This window comes from Brumimicrobium sp. (genome assembly GCF_048268645.1).
GTDB classification, from domain to species: domain Bacteria; phylum Bacteroidota; class Bacteroidia; order Flavobacteriales_D; family Crocinitomicaceae; genus Brumimicrobium; species Brumimicrobium ulvae.
Genome location: NZ_JBLWVE010000001.1, coordinates 182,037 through 193,473, shown reverse-complemented (window position 1 = coordinate 193,473; position 11,437 = coordinate 182,037). Strand labels below are relative to the sequence as shown.

Below are 11,437 nucleotides of genomic sequence, written 5' to 3'. Positions count from 1 at the left end.
TGAACAGAACGATTCATTTTTAAAGTGATAACAATGTTGAATACGACGCTTAAAGCATTAGTTTGGATGGTAGCAATCTTGCTATCAGCACCAGTTTTCTCTGGTTCATCTCAAGAAGGGGAGCCTGTAGACGTAAAAGGAATGATTATGCATCACATTAAAGATGCGCACGAGTGGCACATTCTTTCTTACCCTGATGCGAATGGTGAAAAACAACATGTTTCCATAAACTTACCAGTTATCTTAATTGATAACGGTGTAAAGGTTTTTTCTTCAAAAAGACTATATCACGAAAATGATCCTGTTGAAATCACAACCCCAGATGGAGGTGAGGATTACTACTTTGCAAACGAAGAGTTGGGTTACGGTATTTTCCACGAAAACATTTATAAGTTAAATGAGCAAGGTCGGTTAGATTTCGACGCTGAGGGACATGTGATTAATCCAAAACCTTATGATTTCTCTATTACAAAGCACGTGTTTACATTGTTTTTCTCAGGGCTTTTATTGTTTCTTTTATTAAAAGCAGCTGTAAGAACATATAAGAGTGATGGACTACACCCGCCACGAGGATTGGCTAGATTTATTGAGCCTATCGTTCTTTTTGTGCGTGATGATATCGCTAAAGAAAATATCGGAGAGGCAAAGTATAGAAAGTTTATGCCTTACTTATTGACGGCCTTCTTTTTTATATGGATCAACAATATGTTAGGTTTGGTTCCTGTTTTTCCAGGAGGTTCTAACTTAACAGGAGACATTAGTTTTACATTGACTTTGGCAGTGCTAACGATGCTGGTGACTGTATTTTCAGGGAACAAACACTATTGGAGACATATTTTTGCAACGCCAGGCGTTCCGTTTTGGTTGTTGCCGATTATGATTCCAGTAGAAGTTATCGGGATTTTTACTAAACCATTTGCCTTAATGATTCGTTTGTTTGCGAACATCACAGCAGGGCACATTATTATATTATCATTAACAGGAATTATCTTTACGTTCGGAAGTGCGGCGTGGAGTGGACTATCAATACCAATGTCATTGTTTATTTTGGTGTTGAAATTGTTAGTCGCTTTTTTACAAGCCTTCATTTTTACAATGTTATCTGCGCTTTTCATCGGAGGAGCAGTTGCAGAAGAGCATTAATTAATTAGTAATCTTTATAAAAACAAATAGTTATGACTGGATTAGCTGCTATAGGAGCTGGAATCGCTGTACTAGGTGCTGCGTTAGGAATTGGTAAAATCGGAGGTTCAGCAATGGACGCAATGGCTCGCCAACCGGAAGCTGCTTCTAAGATTCAAACGGGAATGATCATCTCAGCTGCACTTATTGAGGGTGCTGCTTTGTTTGGTATTGTTGTCGCTTTGCTTCAAGGATAGTAAAAAACAAGTTAAGTCTCCGTGCAACGGTTGGTTGTGCGGAGATTTTTAAAAAGATTATCACAAGAGAAAAAGATTAAAAAATGGATTTAATTACACCAGATTTAGGGTTGATATTTTGGACAGGTTTGACCTTCATCATCCTCATGTTCATTTTAACCAAGTTTATTTGGAAGCCTATCATGGCAGCCGTAAATAAGCGTGAGGAAAATATTCAGGATGCTTTGGACATGGCGAAAAAGACCAAAGCAGAAATGGAGAAACTGCAAACTCAAAATGCAAACTTGTTAAAAGAAGCACGTGTTGAACGTGATGAAATGATCAAGGAAGCAAAATTGACTAGCGATAGAATGATTGATTCAGCTAAATCTAAAGCAGTTGTTGAGGCAGATAAAATTGTTGAGAACGCACGTGTTGCAATCGAAGCAGAGAAAAATGCAGCAGTAGCCCAATTGAAAAATGAAGTTGCAGGCGTTGCTCTAGAAATTGCTGAAAAAATTCTACGTCAAGAGTTATCTACTGACGAGAAGCAAAAGCAATTGGCAGAAAGCTTCGCAAAAGACATCAATTTAAATTAAGGAATAATGGCAGGACTTAAAGTAGCAGGACGTTATGCGCAATCTCTTATTGAATTGTCGGATGAGTTGAAAGTAACTGACGCAGTCTTAAACGACATGGAGCAGTTATTAGCAACGACAAACGAGAATAAGGACTTCCATGTGTTTTTAAATAGTCCTCTAATTAAATCGGATAAAAAAAACGATATATTTGGAAAACTGTTTGGTGACTTTCAGGATGTTACTAAAAAGTTCATTCATTTATTGACAAAAAACAAAAGAGAAATGATTCTTCCTGTTATTGCAGAGGAATTCATTACTAAATTGAATACTGTTCGCGGAATTGTACCGATGACTTTAACTTCAGCTACGAAATTAGATGAAGGTGTAAAAACTACAATTCTTGAGAAATTGAATCAAGGCATTAAAGGCTCTATTCAATTAACAGAAAAGGTTGACGAAGCACTAATTGGTGGTTTCGTAGTAAGGATGGGAGATACACGTATCGATGCAAGTATCGCTCACCAACTAAATGAAATGAAACAACGTTTAATACGATAATTTTAACGCCCGTCGTTAATATAAAGTTTGAAAAAATGGCAAATATAAAACCAGCAGAAGTTTCTGCAATTTTAAGAGAAGAGCTTTCAGGATTTAAATCGGAAGCAGAACTTCAAGAAGTAGGTACCGTTCTTACAGTAGGAGATGGTATTGCACGTATTTACGGACTAGGTGGCGTACAATACGGTGAACTTATTGAGTTCGACGGAGGACTTCAAGGAATTGCGCTTAACTTAGAGGAAGACAACGTAGGTGCTGTACTTTTAGGTAAGTCTACAGCAGTAAAAGAAGGAGATACTGTAAAACGTTTAGGAAGAATTGCTTCTATTAATGTGGGTGAAGGTATCGTTGGACGTGTTGTTAACACATTAGGAGAGCCAATTGATGGTAAAGGGAAAATTGAAGGTGAATTGTTCGAAATGCCAATTGAACGTAAAGCACCGGGTGTAATTTACCGTGAGCCTGTAACCGAGCCAATGCAAACTGGAATTAAGTCTATTGACTCTATGATTCCAATTGGTCGTGGACAACGTGAGTTGATTATTGGTGACCGTCAAACAGGTAAAACAACTGTGGCTATTGATGCTATCATCAACCAAAAAGAATTTTACGATGCAGGAAATCCTGTATATTGTATATATGTAGCTGTAGGTCAAAAAGGATCAACGGTAGCTGGAATTGTTAAGAAATTAGAAGAAGCAGGAGCAATGGCTTATACAACCGTTGTTGCTTCGAATGCATCTGACCCTGCTCCAATGCAGTATTTCGCGCCAATGACAGGTGCAGCTATTGGGGAGTACTTCCGTGATACTGGACGTCCAGGTTTAATTGTATTTGATGACTTATCAAAACAAGCAGTTGCTTATCGTGAGGTTTCATTGTTGTTACGTCGTCCTCCAGGACGTGAGGCGTATCCTGGTGATGTTTTCTATCTTCACTCAAGATTATTAGAACGTGCTGCTAAAGTCATTAATGATGATAGTATTGCTTCTCAAATGAATGATTTACCAGAATCATTGAAAGGAAAAGTAAAAGGTGGAGGTTCTTTAACAGCACTACCTATTATTGAAACCCAAGCTGGTGACGTTTCTGCATATATTCCAACAAACGTAATTTCGATTACAGATGGACAGATTTTCTTAGAATCAGATTTATTTAACGCAGGAATTCGTCCGGCAATTAACGTAGGTATTTCTGTATCACGTGTTGGAGGTTCTGCTCAGATTAAATCAATGAAAAAAGTTTCTGGGACATTAAAATTAGACCAAGCACAGTATAGAGAACTTGAGGCGTTTGCTAAATTTGGTTCTGATCTTGATGCAGCAACAAAAAGTGTTTTAGATAAAGGTATACGTAACGTTGAAATCTTGAAACAAAATGAAGGAGATCCGTTTACTGTTGAAAGACAAGTAGCAATCATCTTTGTTGGAACGAAAGGGTTAATCCAAAACGTACCTGTAGAAAAAGTAAAAGCGTTTGAAATCGAGTTCTTAGACTTCCTTGATGCTAAGCACAAAGATTTAATGAACGATCTAAAAGCAGGTAAATTAACTGAAGAGATTACTGATACATTGACTAAAGTAGCAAAAGAAATTGCTTCTAAATATTAATCTTTCTTTTTGAAAGTGAATTGAATTGTAGGGTATGGCGAACTTAAAGGAAATTAAAAACCGTATTACTTCTATCTCATCAACGATGCAGATTACACAAGCCATGAAATTGGTTTCTGCTGCAAAATTGAAGAGGGCTTTGGATGCAATTACACAATTGCGCCCTTACGCTAACAAAATCCAAGAAATCCTTGGGAATGTAAGTGCTACGCTTGATCTTTCTGAAAATAGATACGCAGAACAACGTGAGGTTGAAAGTGTATTGATTATTGGGGTGTCATCAAATAGGGGATTGTGTGGTGGATTCAACAATAACATTACAAAGAAAATTAACGAGCTTTTGGCTAATGATTTGAAAGGTAAAAAAGTTGAATTGTTGACCATCGGTAAGAAGGTAAATGATGCATTTAAGAATGGAGGATTGGTTAATCGTCCAGAACACTTAGGTGAAGCGACATCGCTTTTTGATGACTTGACTTTCGAGCACACAGCAGAATATGCACAATACGCAATGGACAGCTTTATTGAAGGGAAATACGACAAAGTGGTTGTGGTTTACAATGAATTCAAAAATGCTGCTGTCCAAATTGTTCGTGAACAACAATTATTACCTATTGTTCCTACAGTTTCAGAAGATGAAAGTGAAATAGGTGATTACATTTTTGAACCTTCTAAAGAAGAAATCATTAGTGAAATCATTCCAAAATCTCTAAAGTTACAATTGTTTAAAGCTGTACTGGATTCTAATGCTTCTGAGCATGGAGCACGTATGACAGCAATGCATAAGGCAACTGATAATGCTTCTGAATTACAACGTGAACTTACCTTAGCATACAATAAAGCACGTCAGGCAGCTATTACAAACGAAATTCTTGAAATCGTTGGAGGTGCAGAAGCTTTAAATGCATAATCTAATTTCATAATAAAGGTATTTCAATCGCACATTTTGTAATTGAATTAAATAGAATTTAAAAAAGAGGCTTTTCAGTAGAGAAGCCTCTTTTTTGTGACTGAAATATTGTTGTCTCTTTGTTCAACTTTGTAGCTCCTTAGTGTAACTTTTATTACTTCTGTTTTTTAGAATACTTTGTATCTTCGCAAATTATTATCTTTATATTAAAAATCGAAACGATTTATGCAATTTAGACTCCCCTTTATTCATCAACTAAGGAATTACAATAGAAAAATCTTTACTCAAGATTTGGTAGGGGGATTTACCGTAGGTGTAATGTTGATACCACAAGGTATGGCCTACGCATATATTGCCGATATTCCACCCGTATATGGATTGTATGCTTCAATTGTACCCTTGTTGGTGTATATGCTGCTAGGAACATCAAAATATGCTGCAATTGGACCAGCAGCACTAACCTCACTTCTGGTAATTACAGGTTTAACGCATGCTGGAATTACTGAAGAAGCTGAGTTTTTAAACGCCGTATTCGTAATCTCCATTCTGTCTGGACTTATACAAGTCCTGATGGGTGTGTTTCAACTTGGAAAGATTGTCAACTTTATTTCTAAACCTGTACTGAAAGGGTTTATATTTGGTGCCGCTTTAACCATCTTCCTAAGTCAAGTGAAAAGTGCAACAGGTATTCAGCTTGAGGCCAATGGATCTTTCAATACCTTGTTGGAATTAGGGAATAACATTTCAACACTCAACATATATACCCTTTTATTCTCCTTGTTTTCCATTGCTTATCTATTCTATATGAAACGGTTCAGCAAAAGAATTCCAAATCAGTTGATCGTAATGTTTGTGACCCTTGGAGTTGTTTATTTATTTGGGATGGAGCAAAAAGAGGTTGCGATTTTAGGTGTAATTCCCGAAGGACTACCTTCCTTTTTTGTCCCTTATTTGGATTGGGAATTGGTTAAAACACTCTTACCCGTGAGTATCACCATTGCCTTTATAAGTTTTGTTGAAGTCTATGCAATTGGTGTCTCCCTTGAAGACAAAGAAGACGCAGGTTCTTTAAAACCTAATCAAGAACTAATCGCACTTGGAGCATCCAAATTTATAGGGGCCTTCTTTCATGCTTATCCAACTTCGTCTAGCTTTTCTAGATCTGCTGTCAACAAAGAATCGGGTACAAAAACAAATGTGTCTACTGTTTTTACGATCACTTTAGTTGTGTTGACTTTGTTGTTTTTAACCCCTTACTTTTATTATCTTCCTAAAGCTGCCTTAGCTGCCATAATCATTGTAGCAATTATAGGCCTTATGGATTTCAAGTATCTTAAAAGGTTATGGTCTATTGATAAACGTGACTTTTTAATGTTTGCAGTAACTGGTTTAGTTACTTTTTTGGTCGGTGTACAAGAAGGAATTATTACCGGTGTAATCCTGTCTATCATGGCTTTAGTGTATGCTATTTCTTATCCACATGCTGTTGAAATAGGATTGGTTCAAGGAACTTTAGATACCTTTAGAAGCGCAGACCGACACAATAATGTTGAAATTGCCGATGATATACTCATATATCGCTTTGATGCACCTTTAACTTTTGCCAACGTTCCACATTTTTTGAAACGTTTGAGAAGTTACGAACAACATAAAAAAGGATTGAGGTTTGTTGTTATTGATGCCAGTGCTATTGATTCTATTGACACTACAGCAATTGATACCTTAAGCGAATTGTCAGATGAGTATAAACGTAGAAATATTCGCTTTGCTATTTCATGTTTGAAAGGCCCAGTGCGAGACAAGTTCGAAAAGACAAATATGTTTGAAGAGATTGGGAAAGACAATTTTTTCCCTACCGATTTAGATGCAATTAAATCCTTTAAAGGTGAAGACCGATTGGTGGATACCGATGTGCTCTTTCAAACCAACCCGAAGAAACATAAGTTACTCTAAGGAGTTGACAAACATTGTTTTTTATCTAGAGGTCCTCATAATGTTCGTATAACAATTGCATAAAGGCATCACATCTCTTGCGCTCTCTGATCAATGCTTCTTCCTCGAAAGAGTTTACGATGTACCTTTGGTAATCTAAATGAAATGTAAACTTACCTTGGGGGGTAACCCAGCCAAATCCACGCGTTGTTGCTAGCAAGGCAAACTCAGGTACGTGTGGACTGAGTAAGTCTTTACTCCAAGGATAATCATCTTGGGTATCTACATGCATTTGTTTCAATAAGGTTTGAGCGATGTCGGCTTGTGAACCCACTTTATCTATGACCATTCCTCTAGCCGAATCTTTTAAAGCTGGCCCATAAAGTAACAAAGGAATACGGTAAAGTTCGGCATCACTTGGGTCAGTAACATAAGGAGAAGCATGACCATGATCGGCCACAATTACAAACAAAGTGTTCTCATACCAAGGTTGTTGCTTTGCAGAATCGATGAAGTCACTTAAACACTGGTCAGCATAAATGACGGAATTCATAAAATTCTTTTCAGCACCTGTCCATTTTGGTTTGTTATGTCCTGGATAATCATAGGGTGAATGTGTACTTCCAGTAAAGGCACATTCTATAAAAGGTTCATCCTGTTGGTTGATTTTATCCAAGAACATGCTGTATAAGTCCTCGTCATAATAGTTCAATTTACCGCGCCCAAGTCCCGCAGGGAAATCAGATTCATCTTGAATACGCTCAAACCCGTGGTCATTAAAGTAACTGTTGATGTTTCCATACTTGAGGTCACCACTAAACAAATATCCAGCGGTGTAGCCTCTTGGAGCTAAACTTTGATTTAAAGATTTTAACTTTCTGTGTTTAAAGGGCTGCATTGAAATAGAAATCTCGGGTAAAGCTGGATATCCAGAAAAGATACTCGCATTACCTATTTCTGAGGTACTTCCTGTAGCATATAAATTGGTAAATAAAACGCCTTCTTCTGTCAATGCATCAAATTCTGGTGTTGCCCCAGGTTGTCCAGACAATCGACTACTCACGGTTGATGTCCAACTTTCCAAAATAACAAAAACCAAGTTGGGAGAAGTGTTTTCTAGAATATAATTGTCGTGTTCTTTTTCGTAATTAAAAAAATCATCGAGTGTTGAGTAGAGTTCTTTCTCCTCATAATTAGACAGGTAATCTCCTATATTTGACCGGTTGAATAAGAGGAAGCTCTTACCAAAAAAGTAAGGTGAGTTGACGGATACATCGTTGATGACATAGTTTTTGGAAAAATAGGCCGCATCAATGTTGATTGGAATTTGCTGAAATCCACCACGGGCAAAAACAAAATAAACCCCTAACATCAATGGAAGAATAGGCATGAATACAGCGAACCTCCAGGCAAGTTTTTCTTCATTTGCTTTAAACCTTTCTTTTTTAAACAACCACCTAGAAATCTTCCAACCGAAAGTGACTTCAAGAATGAGGTAAAAGATAAACCAAAAAGTCATGCTGTGATCGGCCGTTCTAAACACTTCATCGGGATTACTTAAATGCATAAAAACACGTGAAGTTAATTTATGATTCCATTCTCCGTAGGCGTTTATTTCCCCTGCATGAATCATAGAAACCAATAAGACTTCTATGAGTAAAATGACTTTAAACAGGACAAATAAAAAGCGTTTTTTTAGAACCATAAAGGAGGTAAGAAATAAAATAGGAATTACGCTTAAAATGCTTCCTGTAGCTAAATCGAGTCTAATGGAATGAAAAAACACCTGAATCCATTCCCAAAAGGAGTGTTCGCTTATCTTTTCTAAATTATGAATGGAAAACAAAATCCTTTGAAAATCAAAAACAAGTATCCAAAACAATAGCAATAGGACAAAAGCAAGTCCAGATTTTCTTAAAACACTCATAATTAAAAGTATGTTGGAAAGCGAATGGTTTAATCTTCAGCAGAGAATTTCAGGGCTTCACATTCTGCGGCTTTTTCATGAAGTTCGCCAGGCATCATGTTCTGAAAAGGTGCGCAAATTTCATCTCTTTTTTGTGTCGCCAAGTCTAAACTGTCTTTGCCTTCTTGCGTAGCTGGACGATCAAAAAAAGAAGCTGAAATACGGTTGACTTCTTGACCTGCTTCTACACAATCGCACAGTTGATTGTTATTGTTACAAGCAACTAATATTCCTGCAATTAAAATAAAGCTTAATATTTTCATTAGTCGATGGTTTTATCTAACACCTTTGGAATTCTGAAATAGTCAGAATCTTTTTTCGGAGCATTTCTAAGCGCTTCCTCATGTGATATCGTTTGTTCTGGAACATCTTCTCTAAGTACATTTATTTCATCAGACATAAAGACTAGAGGTTCAACATCATCGGTGTTAACTTCGTTGAGTTTATCCATGAAGTCGGTAATGTTATTGAGGTCCTTTTTTATTGCACGTTTTTCATTTCCTTCAAAGGAAAGCCTTGCCAAATGTGCAATGTGGTCTATTAATTCATCTTTTATTTCCATAGCTATTCAACGTTGTTGCAGCAAATTTAGTGATTCTTTTGCGGTAAATAAGAACCAATGAGCTGATAAGTTTTTTCTTTCGTCTCTTCAATGTCATTACTCATCACCTCTTCTTGCTTTATTATTGGATGAACATGAACTTTGACAAGGCCTGGCATAGCAGGGTTAAAGAATAAATCGGGATCAGAAAATAAGTAATAATTATTGATAAATGTAATCGGTAGAATGGGGCATTTAGCTGATTTTGCCAATTGGAAAGCTCCATTTTTAAAAGGAGCTAATTCAGGGGCACTATCAGGAATTCCACCTTCTGGAAAAATAACAATACTCCAATCTTTTTGGATTTCTTTTCTTGCTTGAATAAAGGCTTTTGCAGATTTAATAGAACTGGACCGATCAACTGGAATATTGAGCTTTTTAAAAAAGGTCTTGACCAAAGGATATTTTAAAATTTCACTTTTCCCCATAAATAAAAACTTATGGTGGGGCAAAATACTGTAGAGTAAAAAGATGTCTAAATAAGAAGAGTGGTTGGCAACCAGCACAAAAGGTCCTTCAGCAATGCTTTCTTCTCCACTTTTTTCGACCGCATAAAAACAGAGAATACGCATGCACCTCGACCATAAAATATTGACTTTAAAAGTATGGGGTTTTAGCGATTCGTTGTAAATGAAAAACAAAAGAACAGGATAGAATATAAGTAAAGTAATAGCAAAGGCTAATCCTATATATAGCTTCCATAAATAAAATAATGATCCTAAAATGTACTTCATTTTTTTTATTGTGCTACCAAATATAGATATTTTGCTTTGTTCTTCAACAAAAGTTTATTTTTGTAAAGAAATATTTACAATCAATTAAGGAACAGTTAAATTATGACACGTGTTTTAACAGGAGTACAAAGTACAGGAGTGCCACATTTAGGAAACTTGTTGGGTGCAATTATCCCAGCAATAAACATGGCCAACAATGGAGAAAATGAATCTTTTCTTTTCATTGCAGATTTGCATTCACTCACTTCAATTAAAGATGGTGAGACTTTAAGTAACAATACTTATGGTGTTGCTGCTGCATGGCTGGCGTTTGGATTAGACCCTTCTAAAACTGTGTTTTATCGTCAAAGTGATGTTCCTGAAACAACAGAACTAGCTTGGTATTTGATGTGTCATTTTCAATATCAAAGATTAACGCTTGCCCATTCTTTTAAAGATAAAGCAGGAAGAACAAGTGATATCAATGCGGGTTTGTTCAATTACCCAATGTTGATGGCTGCAGATATTTTATTGTATGATGCGAATGAAGTTCCTGTAGGAAAGGATCAGTTACAACATATCGAGATGACTCGTGATGTTGCACAAAAACTCAATACCAGTACGGGTAAAGAGTTGTTGGTCATTCCTGAAGCTATAATTCAGGAAGATACCACCCTTATTCCTGGAACTGATGGAGGGAAAATGAGTAAGTCTAGAAATAACTATATCAATATTTTTCTCTCGGATAAGGCATTAAGAAAACAAGTGATGAAAATCGAGACAGACAGCACGCCAATGGAAGACCCAAAAGATCCTGAAACGTGTAATGTCTTCACATTGTATAAGTTATTAGGGACAGATGCTGAAATTCAAGCGTTGGCAGAAAAATACCGCGCTGGAAACTTTGGGTATGGTCACGCCAAACAAGCATTATATGAATTAATCCTAGAGAAGTTCAAAACAGAACGTGAAAAATTCAATTACTTCATCAACAATAAAGATGAGATAGACACAATTCTTAGTGAAGGGGCTGAAAAAGCGAGAAAAATTGCACACAAAACATTGTATCGTGTGAGGAGGGAGTTGGGTTATTAATCAAATCTCCAAAGAAATGTTTAAATGAGTCAAGCTCAGAATTGCGAAGGAATTGATTTCAGTTCCTAGTGTATTTTGAGCTTGAATTTTTTATAAGCACAAGCAAGAAAATG

Annotated in this window: 12 protein-coding genes; 8 read left to right on the top strand and 4 right to left on the bottom strand. The window is 36.6% G+C overall.

Annotated elements, in window-relative coordinates; translation table 11 throughout:
• Positions 1-33: 33 nt before the first annotated feature.
• The 7 genes from atpB to ACN0U3_RS00830 all read left to right on the top strand — a co-directional run bounded on the left by atpB (position 34) and on the right by ACN0U3_RS00830 (position 6,970).
• Complete coding sequence (gene atpB / locus ACN0U3_RS00860) at positions 34-1,143, top strand: F0F1 ATP synthase subunit A (RefSeq protein ID WP_299202940.1); 1,110 nt, start codon at positions 34-36, stop codon at positions 1,141-1,143.
• A 32-nt stretch (positions 1,144-1,175) separates the two neighbouring features.
• A complete protein-coding gene (atpE, locus tag ACN0U3_RS00855) occupies positions 1,176-1,379 on the top strand; it encodes an ATP synthase F0 subunit C (RefSeq protein ID WP_299202943.1) in 204 nt (67 codons plus the stop codon).
• An 83-nt stretch (positions 1,380-1,462) separates the two neighbouring features.
• A complete protein-coding gene (locus ACN0U3_RS00850) occupies positions 1,463-1,957 on the top strand; it encodes a F0F1 ATP synthase subunit B (protein ID WP_299202946.1) in 495 nt (164 codons plus the stop codon).
• A 6-nt stretch (positions 1,958-1,963) separates the two neighbouring features.
• Entirely contained in the window at positions 1,964-2,497 is a 534-nt protein-coding gene (atpH, locus tag ACN0U3_RS00845) for an ATP synthase F1 subunit delta (protein ID WP_299202949.1), read from the top strand.
• 35 nt (positions 2,498-2,532) lie between these two features.
• Positions 2,533-4,107, top strand: a complete 1,575-nt coding sequence (gene atpA / locus ACN0U3_RS00840; protein ID WP_417264775.1) for a F0F1 ATP synthase subunit alpha — start codon at positions 2,533-2,535, stop codon at positions 4,105-4,107.
• Between the two features lie 34 nt (positions 4,108-4,141).
• The gene (atpG, locus tag ACN0U3_RS00835; protein ID WP_299202955.1) at positions 4,142-5,017 is read left to right on the top strand and encodes an ATP synthase F1 subunit gamma; all 876 of its coding nucleotides are present in this window, start codon (positions 4,142-4,144) and stop codon (positions 5,015-5,017) included.
• A 225-nt stretch (positions 5,018-5,242) separates the two neighbouring features.
• A complete protein-coding gene (locus ACN0U3_RS00830) occupies positions 5,243-6,970 on the top strand; it encodes a SulP family inorganic anion transporter (protein ID WP_299202958.1) in 1,728 nt (575 codons plus the stop codon).
• Between the two features lie 25 nt (positions 6,971-6,995).
• Here ACN0U3_RS00830 and ACN0U3_RS00825 read toward each other — a convergent pair whose 3' ends face one another.
• Genes ACN0U3_RS00825 through ACN0U3_RS00810 form a run of 4 tightly spaced genes read right to left on the bottom strand, consistent with a single transcriptional unit; the run spans position 6,996 to position 10,250 of the window.
• Positions 6,996-8,876 carry an LTA synthase family protein gene (locus ACN0U3_RS00825; RefSeq protein WP_299202961.1) on the bottom strand — a complete coding sequence of 627 codons (1,881 nt, stop codon included), beginning with the start codon at positions 8,874-8,876 and terminating at the stop codon, positions 6,996-6,998.
• Between the two features lie 29 nt (positions 8,877-8,905).
• Entirely contained in the window at positions 8,906-9,178 is a 273-nt protein-coding gene (locus tag ACN0U3_RS00820) for a hypothetical protein (RefSeq protein ID WP_299202965.1), read from the bottom strand.
• The gene (gene gatC, locus ACN0U3_RS00815; protein WP_417264774.1) at positions 9,178-9,477 is read right to left on the bottom strand and encodes an Asp-tRNA(Asn)/Glu-tRNA(Gln) amidotransferase subunit GatC; all 300 of its coding nucleotides are present in this window, start codon (positions 9,475-9,477) and stop codon (positions 9,178-9,180) included. Before gatC ends, ACN0U3_RS00820 begins: the two co-directional genes overlap by 1 nt.
• 26 nt (positions 9,478-9,503) lie before the next feature.
• Complete coding sequence (locus tag ACN0U3_RS00810; RefSeq protein WP_417264773.1) at positions 9,504-10,250, bottom strand: lysophospholipid acyltransferase family protein; 747 nt, start codon at positions 10,248-10,250, stop codon at positions 9,504-9,506.
• A 102-nt stretch (positions 10,251-10,352) separates the two neighbouring features.
• Between ACN0U3_RS00810 and trpS the strand changes: the two genes are divergently transcribed.
• Positions 10,353-11,324 carry a tryptophan--tRNA ligase gene (gene trpS, locus ACN0U3_RS00805; RefSeq protein ID WP_417264772.1) on the top strand — a complete coding sequence of 324 codons (972 nt, stop codon included), beginning with the start codon at positions 10,353-10,355 and terminating at the stop codon, positions 11,322-11,324.
• Positions 11,325-11,437: the final 113 nt, after the last annotated feature.

Coding starts and splice junctions, on each gene's coding strand:
- ACN0U3_RS00825 (WP_299202961.1), bottom strand. CDS start 8,876: ATGAGTGTTTTAAGAAAATCTGGACTTGCTTTTGTCCTATTGCTATTG.
- trpS (WP_417264772.1), top strand. CDS start 10,353: ATGACACGTGTTTTAACAGGAGTACAAAGTACAGGAGTGCCACATTTA.
- gatC (WP_417264774.1), bottom strand. CDS start 9,477: ATGGAAATAAAAGATGAATTAATAGACCACATTGCACATTTGGCAAGG.
- atpH (WP_299202949.1), top strand. CDS start 1,964: ATGGCAGGACTTAAAGTAGCAGGACGTTATGCGCAATCTCTTATTGAA.
- ACN0U3_RS00820 (WP_299202965.1), bottom strand. CDS start 9,178: ATGAAAATATTAAGCTTTATTTTAATTGCAGGAATATTAGTTGCTTGT.
- ACN0U3_RS00850 (WP_299202946.1), top strand. CDS start 1,463: ATGGATTTAATTACACCAGATTTAGGGTTGATATTTTGGACAGGTTTG.
- atpG (WP_299202955.1), top strand. CDS start 4,142: ATGGCGAACTTAAAGGAAATTAAAAACCGTATTACTTCTATCTCATCA.
- atpB (WP_299202940.1), top strand. CDS start 34: ATGTTGAATACGACGCTTAAAGCATTAGTTTGGATGGTAGCAATCTTG.
- ACN0U3_RS00830 (WP_299202958.1), top strand. CDS start 5,243: ATGCAATTTAGACTCCCCTTTATTCATCAACTAAGGAATTACAATAGA.
- atpA (WP_417264775.1), top strand. CDS start 2,533: ATGGCAAATATAAAACCAGCAGAAGTTTCTGCAATTTTAAGAGAAGAG.
- atpE (WP_299202943.1), top strand. CDS start 1,176: ATGACTGGATTAGCTGCTATAGGAGCTGGAATCGCTGTACTAGGTGCT.
- ACN0U3_RS00810 (WP_417264773.1), bottom strand. CDS start 10,250: ATGAAGTACATTTTAGGATCATTATTTTATTTATGGAAGCTATATATA.